We start from the raw sequence: 19,952 nt of genomic DNA on the forward strand, positions 1-19,952 counted from the left end.
CGCGTTCCGCGCAGGCCCCTTCCCATGCAGAAAGACCGCTTGCCATGACTGACGCAGATGCCAACAAGACCGCCGGCCTGATCGGCCTGGGCGCCATGGGCACCGGGATCGCCGCCACCTTGCGGCGTGCCGGCTATCAGCTGCATGTGTGCGATGCGCGCCCCGGCGCCGCGGCCGCCTTTGCCGCCGAGGGCGGCACGGCGCACGACAGCCCGGCGCAGCTGGCGGCGCAGTGCGAGCTGATCGTCAGCGTGGTGGTGAATGCGCAGCAGACCGAAGAGGTGCTGTTCGGCGCCCAGGGCGCGGCCGCCGCCATGAAGCCGGGCAGCGTGTTCGTCATGTGCTCTACCGTGGACCCGAACTGGTCGATCGCGCTGGAAGAACGGCTGCAGGCGCTGGGCCTCCACTACATCGATGCGCCCATATCCGGCGGCGCCGCCAAGGCCGCGAGCGGCCAGATGACGGTGATGTCGTCGGCCCGGCCCGAGGCCTATGCCAAGGCCGGCGCCCTGCTGGACGCCATGGCCGGCAAGGTCTACCGCCTGGGGGACCGGGCCGGCGCCGGCAGCAAGGTGAAGATCATCAACCAGCTGCTGGCCGGCGTGCACATCGCCGCCGCCGCCGAGGCCATGGCGCTGGGCCTGCGCGAAGGCGTGGCGGCCGATGCGCTGTACGAGGTCATCACCCACAGCGCCGGCAACAGCTGGATGTTCGAGAACCGCATGGCCCATGTGCTGGCCGGCGACTACACGCCGCTGTCGGCCGTCGACATCTTCGTGAAGGACCTGGGCCTGGTGCTCGACACCGCGCGCGCCAGCAAGTTTCCGCTGCCGCTGGCCTCGACCGCACACCAGATGTTCATGCAGGCTTCCACGGCAGGCTTTGCCAGGGAAGACGACAGCGCGGTGATCAAGATCTTTCCGGGCATCGAGCTGCCCGCCCCGACGACGATGACGAAGAAGAAGACCTCATGACGATCAAGCTGGGCTGCATTGCCGACGATTTCACCGGCGCCACCGATCTGGCCAACAACCTGGTGCGCGCCGGCATGCGCGTGGTCCAGGCCATCGGCGTTCCATCTGCGCCCACTGCAGACGTCGATGCCATCGTGGTGGCCCTCAAGTCCCGCACCATCCCCGCCGCGCAAGCCGTGGACCAATCGCTGGCCGCCCTGCGCTGGCTGCAAGCACAAGGCGCGCAGCAGATCTACTTCAAGTACTGCTCCACCTTCGACAGCACGCCCGAAGGCAACATCGGCCCGGTGACCGAGGCGCTGATGGACGCCTTGAAGATCGATTTCACCATCGCCACCCCGGCCTTTCCGGACAATCAGCGCACGGTCTTCAAGGGCTACCTCTTTGCCGGCGACGTGCTGCTTAGCGAAAGCGGCATGCGAGACCATCCGCTCACGCCGATGACGGACGCCAACCTGGTGCGCGTGCTGCAGGCGCAGACCACGGCGCGGCGCAAGGTCGGTCTGATCGACTACCGGGTGGTGGCGCGCGGCGCCGATGCAATTCGCGAGCGCATTGCGCAACTGCGCGCCGAAGGCGTGGGCATTGCCATCGTCGATGCGCTGTCCAACGACGACCTGCTGCGCCTGGGCCCGGCGCTGGCGGGCATGCCCCTGGTGACGGCCGGCTCCGGCGTGGCCATCGGCCTGCCGGCCAACTTCGGCCTGGCGCCCTCTTCCACCGCCGGCGCGCTGCCGCCGGCGCCCGGCTTTCAAGCGGTGGTGTCCGGCAGCTGCTCACTGGCCACCAACCGGCAGGTGCGGCACTTCATCGACGAAGCGGGCCGGCCCGCGCTGGCCCTCGACCCGCTGCGCATCGCAGAGGAAGGCAGCGACGCGCTGGCGCAGCAGGCCCTGGCCTGGGCCGCGCCGCGGCTCGAGGACGGCCCGGTGCTCGTCTATTCCACCGCGCAGAGCGACGCGGTGAAGTCGGTGCAGGGCCGGCTGGGCGTGGACGAGGCCGGTGCGCTGGTCGAACGCTGCATCGCCGCCATCGCCCGCGGCCTGGTCGGCCAGCTCGGCGTGCGGCAACTGGTGGTGGCCGGCGGCGAAACCTCCGGCGCTTGCGTGCAGGCCCTGGGCATCGCCCAGATGCAGATCGGCGCGCAGATCGACCCCGGCGTGCCGTGGTGCCACGCGCCGGCGCAAGCGGCCGGCGGCGTGGGCCTGCGCCTGGCCTTGAAGTCGGGCAACTTCGGCACCGACGATTTCTTTAGCAAGGCCTTCGCGGTCCAGTCAGGCGGCGCATGAACGAGAACCAAGCCCGCGACGAGATCGCCCGCATCGGCCGCAGCCTGTTCGAGCGCGGCTATGTGCATGCCAGTGCCGGCAACATCAGCGTGCGGCTGGATGACGGCGGTTTTCTCATCACGCCCACCGATGCCTGCCTGGGCTTTCTCGATCCGGCACGGCTGGCCCGGCTCGACGCGAGGCTGGCGCAGACCGGCGGCGACCGCGCCAGCAAGACCATCGCGCTGCACGCCCGCATCTACGAGGCCGCTGGGCGCTTTGCGGCCACGGCCGGCACGCGCTGCGTGATCCACACCCATTCCACCCACTGCGTCGCGCTCACGCTGGACGATGCGCTGTCGGCGCAGGAAGAGCTGCTGCCCGCCATCACCCCCTACTTCGTGATGAAGGTGGGCCATGTGCCGCGCATCGCCTACCAGCGGCCGGGCGCCCGCGAGGCGGTCGACGCCGTGGCCAAGGCGATCGAGCTCTACGGCGCGCAGGCCAAGCCGATTCGCGCCGTCATGCTGGATCGCCTGGGCCCCAACGTCTGGCACGACTCGCCGGCCGCCGCCATGGCGGTGCTGGAAGAGTTGGAAGAAAGCGCGCGCCTTTTGTGGATGCATGGCCGCGCCGTCGCGCCCCTGTCGGCGCAGCAGATCGAAGAATTGCGCCAGACCTTCGGCGCATCCTGGTAAGACTTGCACGGAAAAAAAGACATGCCCCAGTTCGCTGCCAACCTGTCGATGCTCTATCCGGAGCTCGATTTCCTGGACCGCTTCGAAGCCGCCGCGCGCGATGGTTTTCGCGCCGTCGAATACCTCTTTCCCTACCCCTATGAGCGGCGCGAGCTGAAGGCGCGCCTGCAGGCCAACGGCCTGCAGCAGGTGCTGTTCAACGGCCCGCCCGGCGACTGGGACGGCGGCGAGCGCGGCCTGGCCTGCCTGCCCGGACGGGAAGCGGAGTTCCGCGAAGGCGTATTGAAGGCCATCGACTACGCGCAGGCGCTCGATTGCCCGCGCATCCACCTGATGGCCGGCCTGCTGCCCGAAGGCCAGGAACGCGACGCGGTGCAGCCCGCCTACGTGGCCAACCTGCAATGGGCCGCGCAGGAGGCCGCCAAGGCCGGCCTGGACGTGCTGATCGAGCCGATCAACACGCGCGACATCCCGCGCTTCTTTCTCAATCGCCAGGACCATGCGCACGAGATCGTGCGCGCCGTCGGCGCGCCCAACCTGAAGGTGCAGATGGACCTGTACCACTGCCAGATCGTCGAGGGCGACGTGGCGATGAAGATCCGCAAGTACCTGCCCACCGGCCAGGTCGGCCACTTCCAGATTGCCGGCGTGCCGCAGCGCCATGAGCCCGACATCGGCGAGCTCAACCACGACTACCTGTTCGAGGTGATCGATGAAGTGGCCGCCGCCTGCGGCTGGCAAGGTTGGGTCGGCTGCGAATACCGGCCGGCGCGCGGCGCGGTTGCGAACGGCAGCTCGGATGGCCTGGCCTGGCTGCGCAAGCGCCGCGAACAAGGGCTGTCGGCCTGATGCTGCGCGAGACCTGACGCAGGGCGCAGTCGCGCACGGGTCTGCCCGCCATGTCCGACGCTTGTGCCTCCTTCGATTGCGACGTGCTGGTGATCGGCGCCGGCCCCGCCGGCAGCGCCTGCGCCATCCTGCTGGCACGCGCCGGCCTCGACGTGCTCTTGTGCGACCGGCATGAATTTCCACGCGACAAAGTTTGCGGCGACGGCCTGATCCCCGACGCGCTGCAGGCGCTGGCGCGCCTGGGCCTGGCCGATGCGGTGCTGGCGCGCGCCGCCCCCGCCAGCCGGCTCGATTGCTTTGCGCCGCGCGGCGGCCAGCTCGCCTTGCCGGCGCAACTGGCGGTGCTGGCGCGCCGCGAGCTCGACGAGTTGCTGCGCCAGGCCGCCGTCGATGCCGGTGCCCGCTGGCTGGCCCCGGCGCGCTTCGAGGCGCCGCTGCTTCATGCGGATGGGCGGGTGGCCGGCGCCCGGCTGCGCCATGGCGAGGCCGTGCGGCAGGCGCGGGCGCGCTGGACCGTGCTGGCCACCGGGGCGGATGCCAAGGCGCTGGAGGCCGCCGGCGTGTGCCGGCGCCGCGCGCCCAGCGGAATGGCGCTGCGCGGCCATGTGCACTGCCCGGCCATGGCGGCGCACATCAGCGGCCTGCAGGTGGTGTGGCACCGCGCCTTGCGCGGCGGCTACGGCTGGATCTTTCCGGGCGGGGGCGGGCGCTTCAACATCGGCGTGGGCTACATGCACGGCCAGGGCCGCGAGCAGGCCCGGGGCGCGCCCAATCTGCGCGAGCTGCTGGCCGCCTTCCAGCAGGTCCACGAGCCGGCGCGCGCGCTGATGCAAGGCGGCACGCCGCTGGGCGAGCCGAAGGGCGCGCCGCTGCGCTGCTCCCTGGCCGGCACCGCGTTCTCGCGCCCCGGCCTGCTGGTGGCGGGCGAGGCGGCGGGCAGCACCTATCTCTTCACCGGCGAAGGCATCGGCAAGGCCATGGAAAGCGGCTTGGCGGCGGGCGAGGCCATCGCCCGGCAGCGTCATGGCGGCGACGCGCAGGTGTGCGCCGCTTACGAAGCCGAGCTGCTTGCACTCAAACCCCGTTTTGCGGCCTACGAACTGGCCAACCGTTTCAACGAGCGCCCCTGGATGGTGGATTTCCTGGTCTGGCGCGCGCGCCGCTGCCCGGCCGTCGCGGCGCGCCTGGCCGGCGTCCTGGACGAAAGCCAGGACCCGGGCCGCCTGGCGAGCGCCCAGGGTTTGCTGCGCCTGCTGCTGCCGCTGGGCTGAGGATCGGCAGGGGCTTGCCGGGCCCCGCTTGCCACCGGCCGCACTGTGGCCTATAAGTAACAGTAGTTTTCTTTTTGGGCCATCGCCAGACGGCCCGAAGGAGGGCACGTGAGGCGACGCATCTATTGGCTCATGCCGAACCTGGCAAGCGCCAGGCGGGCAATGCTCGATCTGCTTCAGGCGGACGTGGAAAGTGCGCGCATTCATTTTGCCGCCGCCGAGGGCGTTGACCTGGCGGACCTGCACGCAGCCAATATCTGGCAGACCTCCGACGTGGTGCATGCGGCCAAGACCGGCCTTTTGATCGGTTGCGCCCTGGGTGCGCTGGTCGGCCTGGCGGCCGCTGCGCTCTTTCCTCTGGTTGAAGACAACATGGCCTGGGAGCTCGCGGCCATGCTGGTGCTGCTGGGCGGGCTGATGGGTGCCTGGTCCGCCAGCATGGTGGGCATCTCCATCCCCAGCCAGCGGCTGGCGCGCTTCGAAGGCGCGCTGGCCGCCGGCCAGATCCTGTTGATGGTCGACCTGCCGCGCGAGCGCGTGCAGGCCATCGAAACCATGTTGGCAAGAACGCATCCTGAAGCCCATTTCGAGGGCGAGGACGCGCTTGCCGCGCTTTGAGGAAAAGGGGGCAGCCCGTGGTCATGGCTTGGGTGCTCCTCCTGATCGTCCTCGGATCGGTGCTCTTTCACATCTTCAACCCCTGGTGGGTGACGCCGCTGGCGTCCAACTGGAAGACGATGGACGACACGCTGACCATCACCGTGGTCATCACCGGCCTGTTCTTCGTCGCCATCAACCTCTTCGTGGTCTATGCCCTGGTGAAATTCCGGCACCGCGACGGCGGCGGCCAGGCGGCGGCCGTGGCGGACAACAAGAAGCTGGAGCGCTGGCTCATCATCGGCACCAGCGTGGGGGTGGCGGCGCTGCTGGCGCCGGGCCTGCTGGTCTACGCCAACTACGTGAACGAGCCGCGCGATGCGCTGACGCTGGAGGTGCTGAGCCAGCAATGGCAATGGCGCTTCCGCCTGCCCGGCGCCGACGGCAAGCTGGGCGCGACCGACGCGCGCTTCGTCACCGCCGCCAATCCCTACGGCCTGGACCCGGACGACCCGAAGGGCAAGGACGACCTGCTGGTGAACGGCAACGAAGTCCACCTGCCGGTGGGCAAGCCGGTGGTCGTGCTGCTGCGTTCGCATGACGTGCTGCATGACTTCTTCGTGCCGCAGTTCCGCGCGCGGATGAACACCGTGCCGGGGCAGGTCAGCCGCTTCTGGTTCACGCCGCAGGTGCCGGGCCGCTACGAGGCGCTGTGCGCGCAGTTGTGCGGCGTCGGCCATCCGGACATGCGCGGCATCGTGGTGGTGGAAGAAGCGCCGACCTACGCCGCCTGGCAGGAGGGGCTGTCGACCTTCGCGATGGCGCAGGAAGCCGCCAGCAAGACGGCCAGCGCGCCCAGCGGCGCCGCCGGCACGCTGGTGGAGCGCGGCCGCCAGGTCGCCGATGCCAAGGGCTGCGCCGGCTGCCACACCATCGACGGCTCGCCGCGCGTGGGCCCGACCTGGAAGGGCCTGTACGGCAAGAACGAGACCATGGCCGACGGGTCGACCGAACTGGTCGACGAGGCCTACCTGCGCAGCTTCATCACCAACCCGCAGGCCAAGCGTGTGAAGGGCTTTTCGCCGGTGATGCCCAAGCTGGAGCTGAGCGACGAGGAAGTCTCCGCGCTGGTCGCCTACATCCAGACGCTGGGCAATGCGCCGCCCTCGGCTGCCGCGGGCGAACAGAAGGCGCAGCGCTGAAGCGCATACGCCACAGAGAAAGGTAAGTGTCATGGCTCATGCCGATGTCGCCGACCATGCCGAGGAACACGGGCCGCAGAGCTTCTGGACCCGCTATGTGTGGAGCCAGGACCACAAGGTGATCGCGGTGCAGTACACCTGCGTCGCCATCGCGGTGGGGGTGATAGGCGTGCTGCTGTCCAACCTGATGCGCCTGCAGCTGGGCTTTCCGGGCGTGTTCGAGTTCATCAACGCCGAGCGCTACTACCAGTTCATCACCATGCACGGAATGATCATGGTGATCTACCTGCTCACGGCCCTCTTCCTGGGGGGCTTCGGCAACTACATGATCCCGCTCATGGTGGGGGCGCGCGACATGGTGTTTCCCTACATGAACATGCTGTCGTTCTGGGTCTACTTCCTGTCGGTGCTGGTGCTGATGGCCAGCTTCTTCGTGACTGGCGGGCCCACCGGCGCGGGCTGGACCCTGTACCCGCCGCAATCCATCCTGCCCGGCACGCCGGGGCATTCGGGCGGCATCGTGCTGATGCTGGTGTCGCTCCTGATCTTCATCGTGGCCACCACCATGGGGGGCCTGAACTACGTCACCACCGTGCTGCAGGCGCGCTGCGAAGGCATGACGCTCCTGCGCATGCCGCTCACCGTGTGGGGCATCTTCATTGCGACCATCCTGGCGCTGATCGGCTTTCCGGCGCTGTTCGTGAGCGGCGTCATGCTGCTGCTGGACCGCACGCTGGGCACCAGTTTCTTCATGCCGGCGCTGGTCTCGATGGGGCAGGTCAGCAGCTACAAGGGCGGCAGCCCGCTCCTGTTCCAGCACCTGTTCTGGTTCTTCGGGCATCCGGAGGTCTACATCGTGGCGCTGCCGGCCTTCGGCATCGTGTCGGACCTGATCAGCGTGCATGCGCGCAAGAGCATCTTCGGCTACCGGATGATGGTCTGGGCCATCGTGGTCATCGGGGCCCTCAGCGTGGTGGTGTGGGCGCACCACATGTTCGTGGCGGGCATGAACCCCTACTTCGCCTTCTTCTTCGCCACCACCACGCTGATCATCGCGGTGCCGACCGCGATCAAGGTCTACAACTGGGTGCTCACCCTGTGGCGCGGCGACATACACCTGACGGTGCCGATGCTGTTCGCGATCGCCTTCCTGTGCACCTTCGTCATCGGCGGCCTCACCGGCCTGTTCCTGGGCAACGTGAGCGTGGACATTCCGCTGTCGGGCACCTACTTCGTGGTGGCGCACTTCCACATGGTGATGGGGGTGGCGCCATTGCTGGTGATCTTCGGCGGCATCTACCACTGGTACCCGAAGGTCACCGGGCGCATGCTGGACGACCGGCTGGGGCACATCCATTTCTGGACCACCTTCATCGGCACCTACCTGATCTTCTTCCCCATGCACTACCTGGGCGTGCTGGGCATGCCGCGGCGCTATCACCACTTCGAGGGCTACGCCTTCATTCCGCCCTCTGCCCATACGCTGAACGAGCTCATCACCGTGATGGCGCTGATCGTGGCGACCGCACAGTTCATCTTCATCTTCAATCTGGGCTGGAGCTATTTCCGCGGCAAGCCGGCGGGGGCCAACCCCTGGCGCGCCGCCTCGCTGGAATGGCAGACACCGCAGACGCCGCCGGTGCACGGCAACTGGGGGCCGCAATTGCCGGTGGTCTACCGCTGGGCCTATGCCTATGGCGTGAAGGGCGCGCCGGAGGACTACATCGCGCAGAACGCGCCGCCCGAAGCCGGCGGCATCGAGCCTGACCATCGCGGAAGGGCGGGCGAAGGAGTTCCAGCATGAGCGCAGTACTCGGCACCGCCAGCCTGCCCCGGGTCGCCACCGGCGGACCACCCCCGCGCGATCCGCGCGCGCGGGCGGCCAGCATCGGCCTGTGGGTCTTCATGGGCGTGGCGACCTCGCTGTTCTCGCTGTTCACCTGGGCCTACGTGATGCGCATGAGCGGCAGCGATGCCATCACGCTGTCACTGCCGGCGCAGCTGTGGCTGAGCACCGCACTGCTGCTGGCTGGCAGCGTGGCGCTGCAGCTGGCAGCGGGCGCGGCGCGCGAGGCCGTCGGCATTGCGGCCGCATGGCGCGCGCGTCGCTTGCTGCTGGCGGGCGGACTGTGCGCCCTGGCGTTCCTGGCGTCGCAGCTGTGGGCCTGGCAGGTGATGCTGGCGGCGCAGGTGCAGCCGACCTCGCATCCGGCCGGCAGCTTCTTCTACCTGCTGACGGCGATGCATGGCCTGCACCTCGCGGGCGGGCTGGTGGGCTGGGCCTGGGCGGCGTGGGCGGCCTGGGCCTATCCGGCAGCAGGCGCCTGGCGCATCGCGCTGTGCGCGCGCTACTGGCACTTCATGCTGGCCGTGTGGCTGGGGCTCTTCGCCCTGCTGCGCTGGCTCACGCCCGAAGTCGCGCGCTTTATCTGCGGCACGGCCTGAAGAACAAGAAGGAGCGTCGTCATCATGGACAGCACCATCGCCGCACGAACCGACCTTGCAGGCACCGCGCCGATCGCCCACGTGCCGCCGCAAGTGACGCATGTGACGCATGCAGCGCATGCAGTCTCGGGCGCCCACGGCTGGCGCGGCTTCATCGCCGACTGGTCCAGCGACCGCCAGGCCTTCAAGGTCTCGTGGGGCAAGGCGATGATGTGGATCTTCCTGGTGAGCGACACCTTCATCTTCAGCTGCTTCCTGATCGGCTACATGACGGTGCGCGTCTCGACCACGGCCTCCTGGCCCAATGCGAGCGAGGTGTTCGCGCTGCACGTGGGCGGGGCCGAAGTGCCGCTGCTCCTGATCGCCATCATGACCTTCGTGCTCATCAGCAGCAGCGGCACCATGGCGATGGCGGTCAACTTCGCCTACCGCAAGGACCGCATCAATGCCGCCACCCTGATGCTGGTGACCGCCACCTGCGGCGAGATCTTCGTGGGCATGCAGGCCTTCGAGTGGTCCAAGCTGATCCTGGAAGAAGGCATACGCCCCTGGGGCAATCCGATGGGGGCGGCGCAGTTCGGCTCGGCCTTTTTCATGATCACCGGCTTTCACGGGCTGCACGTGACCTGCGGCGTGATCTACCTGTTCGTCGTTGCCTTCCGCTTGCTGCGCGGCGACTACGAGAAATCGGGCAACTACCAGATCGTCGAGATCGCCGGCCTGTACTGGCACTTCGTCGACCTGGTGTGGGTGTTCATCTTTGCGCTGTTCTACCTGTGGTGAAGTGAAGGAGCTGGCCATGCAGACCACCGAAGCGGCACAACAACACACGGAGCAGGGCGGCGACCACCAGCAGCATCCCATCAAGCTCTACCTGTGGGTCTGGGGCCTGCTGTTCGTGCTGAGCACCTTGTCGTACATGGTGGACTACTTCCAGTTTCAGGGGTTCTGGCGCTGGGGGCTCATCCTCACCTTCATGCTGCTCAAGGCGGGCCTGATCGTGGCCGTCTTCATGCACATGGCCTGGGAGCGACTTGCGCTGATCTACGCCATCTTGCTGCCGCCACTGGCGCTCTTGATCCTGGTGGGGTTGATGGCGCTGGAGGGCGGGCATACGTTCGTGACGCGCATGCTGTTCTTCCACTAGCGAGAAACGCTAGCGCTGGACGATGTAGCGCGTCACCGAAGGCGGCCCCTCGCCCAGGTGGAAGGCCAGCCGGCGCTCGCGCAGCGCGATGTCGGCCGCCGTGGCGCGGCCGAAGCGCCGCAGGTGCTCTGTCCAGGACTCGTCGACGATCTGCTCCACGAAACAGTCGGGCTCGGCGATGTCATGCATGAGCGCCCACTCGATCGCGCCCTGGCTGAGGCGCACGCGCCGGGTCTCTTCCATCACGGCGCGGAAGGCTTCGCTGCGCGCCGGGTCGATGTGGTATTCGATGGTGATCACCACCCGGCCTTCTTCCTCCGGCTTGGCCACCGGCGGGTTGGCGGACCAGCCCTCGCGCGCCGGGCTGACGTCGTCCTCGCCCGGGCCGTCGTTCACGTAGCGCAGCGCCAGCAGCATCAAGAGCACGCCGCTCACCGAGGCGATTGCCAGGCTGATCTGCACGCTCGAGACGGTGGCGACCTGTCCCCACAGAGCGGCGCCGAAGGCGCTGGCCCCCATGATCGCCATCTGGTAAGTGGCCATGCCGCGGGCGCGCACCCAGTCGGGCAGCGCCAGCTGGGCCGACACCGAGAGCGAATTGGCCACCGTGATCCAGGCCATGCCGCCGAAGAACATGGCCGGCACCGCCACCCAGGCATTGGGCGCCACCGCCATCACCGCGGTCGCCGCCGCCTGCAGGACGGCGCCGCGCAGCACCAGCGCGTCGCGCCCCATGGCCTGGCGCAGGCGCGGCAGCAACAGCACCGCGAAGATGGCGCCCGCGCCCATGGCTGCCAGCAGCAGCGTGAAGGTGCCGGCATCGCCGCCCTTGAGGCCGCGCGCCAGCAGTGGCAGCAGTGCCAGCAATGCGGTGGAATGCAAAAAGAAGATCGAGATGCGCGTCAGCACCGCGCGCATGCGCTGCGACTGCCGCACGAACTGCACGCCCACGCGCATCGCGCTGATCAAGCGCTCGCGCCCCAGCGGGTTGGGCTTGTGCTCGCGCCGCCATCGCAGCACCACGAAACCGGAGGCCACCGACAGCACCGCGTTGAGCGCAAAAACCCAGACGCTGCCGGCGCTGGCGATCAAGGCCCCGGCCAGCAGCGGCCCGACGATGCGCGATGCGTTCATCGCAATGCCGTTCAGCCCCAGCGCCGCCGGCAGGTGGGTGCGCGGCACCAGCTCGGGCACGATGGCGGCGAACACCGGCCAGCGCATCGCCAGCCCGATGCCGTTGGCAAAGGTCAGGGCCAGCAGCAGCGGCGCGGTGATCATGTCCATCGCGATGGCGCCGCACAGCACGACGGCAGTGCCGGCCAGCCAGAACTGGGTCGCCACCAGCCAGCGCCGCCGATCCAGGATGTCGGCCAGCGCCCCACTGGGCAGGCCCAGCAGGAACACGGGCAGGGTGGAGGCCGACTGCACCAGCGCCACCCAGATCGGCGAGTTGTTGAGCGTGGTCATCATCCACGCCGCCGCCACATCGTTCATCCACATGCAGATGTTGGCGATGAGCCAGGTGCTCCACAGCATGCGGAACACGGGAAGGCGGAGGGGTTCGAGAGCGCCGACGCGCGCTGCGAGCGGCTTGGCGATGGGAGTTTCTTCGGTCGAGATCGGCGGCATCTGGCTTCGATTGTGCTGGCCTTGCCTTAGGTCCGTCCGTTGGTCGGCTTCCCCAAGTGCCCAAGCGGCAGCGCGTGGCTGGATTTGACCTCGCCCAGCGAGAAGCTGGTGTGCAGGTCCTTCACGTTGGGCAGGTTCATCAGGTGCTGGCGGGCGAAGGCCGAAAAGCCGTTCAGGTCCTGTGCCACCACCTGCAGCTCGAAGGTGCCGGTGCCGCTGATGTAGTGGCAGGCCACCACCTCGGGCATCTTGCGGATGGCGTCTTCGAGCTTGCGGGTGGCGTCGTTGCTGACACGCTCGGTGTCCACCCGCACGAAAGCCAGCACCCCCAGCCCGATCTTGTGGCGGTCGATTTCGGCGTGGTAGCCGCGGATGAAGCCCTGCGCTTCCAAGGCGCGCACCCGGCGCCAGCAAGGCGCGGCCGACAGGCCAACGCGCTGCGCCAACTCGGCGTTGGTGAGCCGCGCGTCGGCCTGCAGTTCTTGCAGGATCGCCAGGTCAAACTTATCAATGCTTTCCATAAGACGCCATTCTAAGAAAGAGTCTTTCCAGGATGGGGCTTTTCTGGACCAAGAACGCAAACACCTATCTGGCCGGCGGGCATACACTTTGCGTGCAATCATGGCGTCACGCGTCCGACCCGGACACGACAAGTGAAAGCCATGCCCACAAGGCACAGCCAATACGGAGACTGAGAAAAATGAACGCCCCACTGCCCGAGCACATCCGCAAGGCGCTAGAGACCGTCACGCTCGACGACAAGTACAGCCTCGACTATGGGCGCGCCTTCATGAGCGGCGTGCAAGCGCTGGTCAAGCTGCCCATGCTGCAGCGCCTGCGCGATCAGCAGGCCGGCAAGAACACCGCCGGCTTCATCAGCGGCTATCGCGGCTCTCCGCTCGGCGGCTACGACCAGGCGCTGTGGAAGGCGAGCAAGTTCCTGAAGTCCCAGAACATCGTGTTCCAGCCCGGCGTCAACGAGGAACTGGCCGCCACTGCCCTGTGGGGCACCCAGCAGCTGGGCTTTGCGCCACCGGGCACCAACAAGTTCGATGGCGTGTTCGGCATCTGGTATGGCAAGGGCCCGGGCGTGGACCGCTGCTCCGACGTCTTCAAGCACGCCAACATGGCCGGCACCACGCCCTGGGGCGGCGTGATCGCGGTGGCCGGCGACGACCATATTTCCAAGAGCTCCACGGCCGCGCACCAGAGCGATCACATCTTCAAGGCCTGCGGCACGCCGGTGTTTTTCCCCACCAACGTGCAGGAAATCCTGGACCTGGGCATCCACGCCTTCGCCATGAGCCGCTTCTCGGGCGTGTGGTCGGGGCTGAAAACGATCCAGGAGATCGTCGAATCCAGCGCCACGGCGATGATCGACCCGGACCGGGTCGAGATCGTCATGCCGACCGACTTCGAGATGCCGCCCGGCGGCCTGCACATCCGCTGGCCCGACCATGCGCTGGAGCAGGAAGCACGCCTCATGCACTACAAGTGGTATGCGGCCCTGGCCTATGTGCGCGCCAACCGGCTCAACCACAACGTGATCGAGGGGCCGAACGATCGCTTCGGCATCATGGCCAGCGGCAAGGCCTTCAACGACACCCGCCAGGCCCTGATCGATCTGGGCCTGGACGACGCCGCTTGCCGCCAGCTGGGCATCCGCCTGCACAAGGTGGCGGTGGTGTGGCCGCTGGAGGCGCAGCTCACCCGCGAGTTCGCCACCGGCCTGCAGGAGATCCTGGTGGTCGAAGAGAAGCGCCAGGTCATCGAATACCAGCTCAAGGAAGAGCTCTACAACTGGCGGGCCGACGTGCGCCCCAACGTGCTGGGCAAATTCAACGAGCCCGAGGGCGACTTTTCCGGCGGCGAATGGTCGATGCCGAACCCCACCGCCAACACCCTCTTGCGCGCCAACGCCGACCTGAACCCGGCGCTGATCGCCAAGGCCATCGTGCAGCGTCTGAAGAAGACCGGCATCCTGGCCGCGGCCGGCGCCGACATGACGGCGCGGGTGGACGCGCAGATGGCGATCCTGGAAGCGAAAGAGCGCGCGATGCAGGTGCTGCAGGCCGGTGGCGTAACCGACGCGCGCATGCCCTGGTTCTGCTCGGGCTGCCCGCACAACACCAGCACCGTGGTGCCGGAGGGCTCGCGCGCCATGGGCGGCATCGGCTGCCACTTCATGGCGACCTGGATGGACCGTTCCACCATCGGCTTCACGCAGATGGGCGGCGAGGGCGTGCCATGGGTGGGTCAGCAGCCCTTCACCACCGACAAGCACATCTTCGCCAACCTGGGCGATGGCACCTACTTCCACAGCGGCCTGCTGGCGATCCGCCAGTCGATCGCCTCGGGCGTCAACATCACCTACAAGATCCTCTACAACGACGCGGTGGCCATGACGGGCGGCCAGCAGGTCGGCGAGCGGCCTGAGGGCCATTCGGTGCTGCAGGTTGCCGAGAGCCTGCATGCCGAGGGCGCGAAGAAGGTGGTGATCGTCACCGACGAGCCCGAGAAGTACGAGGGCGTTCAGATTCCGGGCGACAAGGTCGAGGTCAAGCACCGCGACCTGCTGGACGAGATCCAGCGCGAGTTCCGCGAGATCGAAGGCACCACCGCCATCATCTACGACCAGACCTGCGCCACCGAGAAGCGCCGCCGCCGCAAGCGCGGCACGGCGGTGGACCCGGCGGTGCGCGTGGTCATCAACGAGCTGGTGTGCGAGGGCTGCGGCGACTGCAGCGTGCAGAGCAATTGCCTCTCCGTGGAGCCGCTGGAAACCGAATTCGGCCGCAAGCGCACCATCAACCAGAGCAGCTGCAACAAGGACATGAGCTGCCTGAAGGGCTTCTGCCCCAGCTTCATCACCGTCGAGGGCAGCAGCCTCAAGAAGAAAAAGGCCAAGGGCCAGGTTTCGCCGGCATCGCTGGGCGCCCTGCCCGAGCCGGCCGTTCCCGCGCTGGCGACCGCGCAGGTCTGGGGCATCGTGGTGGCGGGCGTCGGCGGCACCGGCGTCATCACCATCGGCCAGCTCCTGGGCATGGCGGCGCACATGGAAGGCAAGGGCATCGTCACGCAAGATGCGGCGGGCCTGGCGCAAAAGGGCGGGGCCACCTGGAGCCATGTGCTGATCGGCGCCAGCCAGAACGACATCCGCACCACCCGCGTGGGCACCGCGGCGGCCGACCTGATCCTGGCCTGCGATCCGCTGGTAGCCACCAACGTCGAAACCCTGGCGCGCATGCGCGAGGGCCGCACGCATGTGGCGCTGAACAGCCACGGCGCGCCGACAGCCGCCTTCGTGCGCAACGCCAACTGGCAGAACCCGCAGGACGCCTGCGCCGAAGAGATTGCGCGCGCCGTAGGGACCGACGGCGTGGGCACTTTCGATGCGGACGCCCTGGCCACGGCGCTGATGGGCGACACCATCTACGTCAACCCGATGATCCTGGGCTACGCCTGGCAAAAAGGCTGGGTGCCGCTGGAGCTGGAATCGCTGATGCGCGCCATCGAGCTCAATGCGGTCGCGGTCGAGAACAACAAGGTCGCCTTCGAGTGGGGCCGCCGCGCCGCACACGACCTGGCCTCGCTGCTGAAGCTGGTCTCGCCCGGCCAGGTGGTCGAGTTCAAGAAGCGCGACACCCTGCAAAGCATGGTGGCGCGCCGCGTCGAGTTCCTCACGGGCTACCAGAACGCGGCCTATGCCGAGCAATACCGCGACTTCGTCGAGAAGGTGCAGAACTCCGAGAGCCAGGCCACCGGCAAGACCAGCCTGGCCGAGGCGGTGGCGCGCTACCTCTTCAAGCTGATGGCCTACAAGGACGAATACGAAGTGGCGCGCCTGCATGCCGACCCGGCCTTCCTGGCCAAGGTGGCCGGCATGTTCGAGGGCGAGATGGGCAAGGACTTCCAGCTCAACTACCACCTGGCGCCGCCCGTCATTGCCAAGCGCAATGCCAGGGGCGAGCTGCAAAAGCAGAAGTTCGGCCCGGCCATGCTGAAAGGCTTCAAGGTGCTGGCCAAGCTCAAGGGCCTGCGCGGCACGCCGCTGGACCTCTTTGGCCGTACGGAAGAGCGCAAGACCGAGCGCGCCCTGATCGGCGAATACCGCGCCAGCGTCGAAGAGGTGCTGAACGGCCTGAACGCGCAGAACCACGCCACGGCGCTGGAAATCGCCAGCCTGCCCGAACAGATCCGCGGCTACGGCCACGTGAAGGAGCGCAACCTGGCGGCAGCCCGGGTGCGCTGGCAGGCGCTCCTGGAAAAGTGGCGCCATCCCGAAGCAGCCTCCCGCGCCGCGGCGTGACATCCGCCACGTGACCTGACTTCATACCAGTCCCGCACCGGGGAACCGGCTTCGCCGGGCCCCAGGTGGGGTCGCCCGCACGGGGGGTGGCGAATTACACGTAGCAGAGCGGAGTGAATAGCCGGGGGGCGCTGTTTCGCCGCCCTACAATGCGCGATTGCCGTGCGTGAACCCCGGTTCGCGCCGCTCTGCCGCGTCCCAGGCGCGCAGCCTACGAATCCCAGTTGGAGAACCCCTTTGTTCATCTCTTCCGCCTTCGCACAAACCGCCCCCGCAGCCTCTGGTGGCGACATGATGTCTTCCATCGGCAGCATGCTTCCGCTGCTCTTGATGTTCGTGGTGCTGTACTTCGTCATGATCCGCCCGCAGATGAAGCGCCAGAAGGAAACCCGCAACATGCTGTCGGCCCTGGCCAAGGGTGACGAAGTGGCGACCGCCGGCGGCGTGCTGGGCAAGATCACCGAGCTGGGCGACCAGTACCTGACGCTCGAGATCGCTACCGGCGTTCAAGTGCGCATGCAGCGCAGCGCCGTGATCCAGGTGCTGCCCAAGGGCACCGTCAAGTAAGAACTCGCCGTTCCCGTTTTTCTCTACGGCGGCTAGCGCCGCACAAGCGCGATCATGAACCGTTACCCGGTCTGGAAGTACGCGATCATCGTGATCGTGCTGCTCGTGGGGCTCATCTATGCCCTGCCCAATTTCTTCGGCGAGGCGCCGGCCGTGCAGGTCTCCAGCGCCAAGTCGACCGTCAAGGTCGACGCCAGCACCCAGCAGCGGGTGGACGCGGCCCTCAAGGCAGCCAACCTCGCGCCCGATCTGCTGACGCTGGACGCCACCTCGGTGCGCGCGCGTTTCCTGACCACCGACGATCAGCTCAAGGCGCGCGACGTGCTGCAGCACGCGCTGGTGCCCGACCCCGCCAACCCGTCCTATGTGGTGGCGCTCAACCTGCTGTCGCGCTCGCCCAGCTGGCTGACTGCCCTGCATGCCTATCCCATGTACCTGGGCCTGGACCTGCGCGGCGGCGTGCACTTCATGCTGCAGGTCGACATGAAGGGTGCCCTGGACAAGAAGGCCGAAACCTCCGCCAGCGACCTGCGCCAGGCGCTGCGCGACAAGGGCGTTCGCGGCAGCTCGGTCAGCCGCAACGGCCAGACGGTGGAAGTGCGCTTCCGTGATGCGGCCAGCCTGGAGGCGGCCCAGCGCATCGTGCAAGACCAGTTCACCGACCTGTCCGCCGTCAGCAGCCAGGAAGGCAACGAGTGGAAGCTCGTCGCCAGCTTCAAGCCCGAGGCGGCGCGCCGCCTGCAGGACGCCGCGCTCAAGCAGAACATCACCACCCTGCACAACCGGATCAACGAGCTGGGCGTGGCCGAACCGGTGATCCAGCAGCAGGGCCTGGACCGTATCGTCGTGCAGTTGCCCGGCGTGCAGGACACGGCCAAGGCCAAGGACATCCTGGGCCGCACCGCCACGCTGGAAATGCGCATGGTCGACGAAACGGCCGAAGGCCGCGCCGCCGAAACCGGCAGCGGCCCGGTGCCCTTCGGTTCCGAGAAATTCGCGGACCGCGAAGGCCGCCCCGTCATCGTCAAGAAGCAGGTGCTGGTCACCGGCGAGAACCTGACCGATGCGCAGCCCGGCTTCGATTCGCAGACCCAGCAGCCCAAGGTCGACCTGACCATGGACGCCAAGGGCGGCCGCATCATGCGCGACGTCAGCCGCGAGAACTTCCGCAAGCGCATGGCCATCCTGATCTTCGAGAAGGGCAAGGGCGAAGTGCTCACCGCCCCGTCGATCAACGGCGAGCTGGGCACGCGCTTCCAGATCTCCGGCTCGATGAACGTGGTGGAAGCCAACGACCTGGCCCTGCTGCTGCGCGCCGGCTCGCTGGCTGCGCCGATGGAGATCATCGAAGAAAGCACCATCGGCCCGAGCCTGGGCGCCGACAACATCGAGAAGGGCTTCAAGAGCGTGGCCTATGGCTTCCTGGCCATCATGGTGTTCATGTGCTTGTACTACGCGCTGTTCGGCCTGTTCTCGTCGATCGCGCTGGCGGTGAACCTGCTCTTGCTGGTGGCCATCCTGTCGATGCTGCAAGCCACCCTGACCTTGCCGGGCATTGCCGCCATGGCGCTGGCCATCGGCGTGGCGATCGATTCCAACGTGCTGATCAACGAGCGGGTGCGCGAAGAGCTGCGGGGCGGCGCCTCGCCGCAGGCGGCCATCCACGCCGGCTACGACCGCGCCTGGGGCACCATCCTCGATTCCAATGTCACCACGCTGATCGCGGGCATCGCGCTGCTGGCCTTCGGCTCGGGGCCGGTGCGCGGCTTTGCGGTGGTGCACTGCATCGGCATCGTCACCTCGATGTTCTCGGCCGTGTTCTTCTCGCGCGGGCTGGTGAACTTCTGGTACGGACGCAAGAAGAAGCTCAAGGGCGTGTCCATCGGCACCGTGTGGCGTCCCGCCACCGATTCGGCCGTGGCTGACAACAAGTAAGACTAGGGATCCGCCATGGAGTTTTTCCGCATCCACCGCACCATCCCGTTCATGCGCCACGCGCTGGTGCTGAACATCATTTCCTTCGTCACCTTTGCGCTGGCGGTGTTCTTCCTGGTCAGCCGCGGGCTGCACCTGTCGGTGGAGTTCACCGGCGGCACGGTGATGGAAGTGAGCTACCAGCAGACGGCCGACCTCGGCAAGGTGCGCGAGTCGATCGGCAAGCTGGGCTTCCAGGACGTGCAGGTGCAGAACTTCGGCACCTCGCGCGACGTCATGATCCGCCTGCCGGCGCAAAAGGGCGTGAGCTCCTCGCAGCAGAGCGAGCAGGTGATCGGCGCGCTGAAGGCGGTCGACCCCTCGGTGCAGCTGCGCCGCAACGAATTCGTCGGCCCGCAGGTGGGCGACGAGCTCACCACCAATGGCCTGAAGGCGCTGGGCATGGTGGTGGTCGGCATCATGATCTACCTGGCCTTCCGCTTCGAGTGGAAGTTCGCCCTGGCCACCGTGCTGGCCAACCTGCACGACGTGGTGATCATCCTGGGCTTCTTTGCCTTCTTCCAGTGGGAGTTTTCGCTGGCGGTGCTGGCGGCGGTGCTGGCGGTGCTGGGCTACTCGGTCAACGAATCGGTGGTGATCTTCGACCGCATCCGCGAGAACTTCCGGCGCTACCGCAAGATGAGCACCGTGGAGATCATCGACAACGCGATCACCTCCACCATCAGCCGCACCATCATCACCCACGGCTCGACCCAGCTGGTGGTGCTGTCGATGTTCTTCTTCGGCGGTCCGACGCTGCACTACTTTGCGCTGGCGCTGACCATCGGCATCCTGTTCGGCATCTACTCGTCGGCCTTCGTGGCGGCCGCCATCGCCATGTGGCTGGGCGTGAAGCGCGAAGACCTGGTCAAGGGTCCCGTCAAGCGAGACGGCGATCCGGACGACCCCAACGCCGGCGCCGTGGTCTGAGCCGGGTCGTGGACAGGACGCGACGTTGGGGTTGGCGAGCATGCTGCAACACTTGTGCGGATGCCGCGCACAAGGCAAGCTTTGGGCCGCGA

General features: G+C 67.5%; 17 protein-coding genes. 15 read left to right on the forward strand and 2 right to left on the reverse strand.

Translation table 11 applies throughout. The features are described 5' to 3' along the window. Positions 1 to 44 precede the first annotated feature (44 nt). From ltnD to ACIPRI_RS07490, 11 genes are all read left to right on the forward strand, one after another. On the forward strand, positions 45 to 974 hold the full coding sequence (gene ltnD / locus ACIPRI_RS07440) for an L-threonate dehydrogenase (RefSeq protein ID WP_446620777.1): 930 nt from the start codon (positions 45 to 47) through the stop codon (positions 972 to 974). Then, entirely contained in the window at positions 971 to 2,263 is a 1,293-nt protein-coding gene (gene otnK, locus ACIPRI_RS07445) for a 3-oxo-tetronate kinase (RefSeq protein ID WP_446620778.1), read from the forward strand. Before ltnD ends, otnK begins: the two co-directional genes overlap by 4 nt. After that, the gene (locus ACIPRI_RS07450; protein WP_446620779.1) at positions 2,260 to 2,940 is read left to right on the forward strand and encodes a class II aldolase/adducin family protein; all 681 of its coding nucleotides are present in this window, start codon (positions 2,260 to 2,262) and stop codon (positions 2,938 to 2,940) included. The genes otnK and ACIPRI_RS07450 overlap by 4 nt, the downstream gene beginning before the upstream one ends. A 21-nt stretch (positions 2,941 to 2,961) precedes the next feature. Beyond that, the gene (otnI, locus tag ACIPRI_RS07455; protein ID WP_446620780.1) at positions 2,962 to 3,789 is read left to right on the forward strand and encodes a 2-oxo-tetronate isomerase; all 828 of its coding nucleotides are present in this window, start codon (positions 2,962 to 2,964) and stop codon (positions 3,787 to 3,789) included. Between the two features lie 50 nt (positions 3,790 to 3,839). Next, positions 3,840 to 5,060 carry an NAD(P)/FAD-dependent oxidoreductase gene (locus ACIPRI_RS07460; protein ID WP_446620781.1) on the forward strand — a complete coding sequence of 407 codons (1,221 nt, stop codon included), beginning with the start codon at positions 3,840 to 3,842 and terminating at the stop codon, positions 5,058 to 5,060. A 108-nt stretch (positions 5,061 to 5,168) separates the two neighbouring features. Then, on the forward strand, positions 5,169 to 5,678 hold the full coding sequence (locus ACIPRI_RS07465) for a DUF1269 domain-containing protein (RefSeq protein ID WP_446620782.1): 510 nt from the start codon (positions 5,169 to 5,171) through the stop codon (positions 5,676 to 5,678). Positions 5,679 to 5,695: 17 nt separating this feature from the next. Then, positions 5,696 to 6,859: a cytochrome c oxidase subunit II gene (locus ACIPRI_RS07470; RefSeq protein ID WP_446620783.1), complete on the forward strand. Its 1,164-nt coding sequence runs from the start codon at positions 5,696 to 5,698 to the stop codon at positions 6,857 to 6,859. A 31-nt stretch (positions 6,860 to 6,890) separates the two neighbouring features. Continuing rightward, positions 6,891 to 8,663 carry a cytochrome c oxidase subunit I gene (locus ACIPRI_RS07475; protein WP_446620784.1) on the forward strand — a complete coding sequence of 591 codons (1,773 nt, stop codon included), beginning with the start codon at positions 6,891 to 6,893 and terminating at the stop codon, positions 8,661 to 8,663. Further along, entirely contained in the window at positions 8,660 to 9,304 is a 645-nt protein-coding gene (locus tag ACIPRI_RS07480) for a bb3-type cytochrome oxidase subunit III (protein WP_446620785.1), read from the forward strand. Before ACIPRI_RS07475 ends, ACIPRI_RS07480 begins: the two co-directional genes overlap by 4 nt. A 24-nt stretch (positions 9,305 to 9,328) precedes the next feature. Then, on the forward strand, positions 9,329 to 10,087 hold the full coding sequence (locus ACIPRI_RS07485; protein ID WP_446620786.1) for a heme-copper oxidase subunit III family protein: 759 nt from the start codon (positions 9,329 to 9,331) through the stop codon (positions 10,085 to 10,087). 16 nt (positions 10,088 to 10,103) lie between these two features. Further along, positions 10,104 to 10,451: a cytochrome C oxidase subunit IV family protein gene (locus ACIPRI_RS07490; RefSeq protein WP_446620787.1), complete on the forward strand. Its 348-nt coding sequence runs from the start codon at positions 10,104 to 10,106 to the stop codon at positions 10,449 to 10,451. Between the two features lie 9 nt (positions 10,452 to 10,460). On the opposite strand, the gene ACIPRI_RS07495 is transcribed toward ACIPRI_RS07490, so the two are convergent. Together ACIPRI_RS07495 and ACIPRI_RS07500 are read right to left on the reverse strand one after the other, a co-directional pair. Beyond that, positions 10,461 to 12,080, reverse strand: coding sequence for an MFS transporter (locus tag ACIPRI_RS07495; protein WP_446620788.1), 1,620 nt, complete (start codon positions 12,078 to 12,080; stop codon positions 10,461 to 10,463). 26 nt (positions 12,081 to 12,106) lie between these two features. Further along, positions 12,107 to 12,601 carry an Lrp/AsnC family transcriptional regulator gene (locus ACIPRI_RS07500; protein WP_446620789.1) on the reverse strand — a complete coding sequence of 165 codons (495 nt, stop codon included), beginning with the start codon at positions 12,599 to 12,601 and terminating at the stop codon, positions 12,107 to 12,109. Positions 12,602 to 12,780: 179 nt separating this feature from the next. Between ACIPRI_RS07500 and ACIPRI_RS07505 the strand changes: the two genes are divergently transcribed. From ACIPRI_RS07505 to secF, 4 genes are all read left to right on the forward strand, one after another. Next, positions 12,781 to 16,389: an indolepyruvate ferredoxin oxidoreductase family protein gene (locus tag ACIPRI_RS07505; protein ID WP_446620790.1), complete on the forward strand. Its 3,609-nt coding sequence runs from the start codon at positions 12,781 to 12,783 to the stop codon at positions 16,387 to 16,389. Between the two features lie 237 nt (positions 16,390 to 16,626). After that, positions 16,627 to 16,956 (forward strand): preprotein translocase subunit YajC, encoded by a 330-nt coding sequence (gene yajC / locus ACIPRI_RS07510; RefSeq protein WP_446620791.1) that lies wholly within the window; start codon positions 16,627 to 16,629, stop codon positions 16,954 to 16,956. A gap of 54 nt (positions 16,957 to 17,010) precedes the next feature. After that, positions 17,011 to 18,891, forward strand: coding sequence for a protein translocase subunit SecD (gene secD / locus ACIPRI_RS07515; RefSeq protein WP_446620792.1), 1,881 nt, complete (start codon positions 17,011 to 17,013; stop codon positions 18,889 to 18,891). Between the two features lie 15 nt (positions 18,892 to 18,906). Further along, on the forward strand, positions 18,907 to 19,860 hold the full coding sequence (gene secF, locus ACIPRI_RS07520) for a protein translocase subunit SecF (RefSeq protein ID WP_446620793.1): 954 nt from the start codon (positions 18,907 to 18,909) through the stop codon (positions 19,858 to 19,860). Positions 19,861 to 19,952: the final 92 nt, after the last annotated feature.

Source organism: Variovorax sp. LARHSF232 (assembly GCF_052871435.1).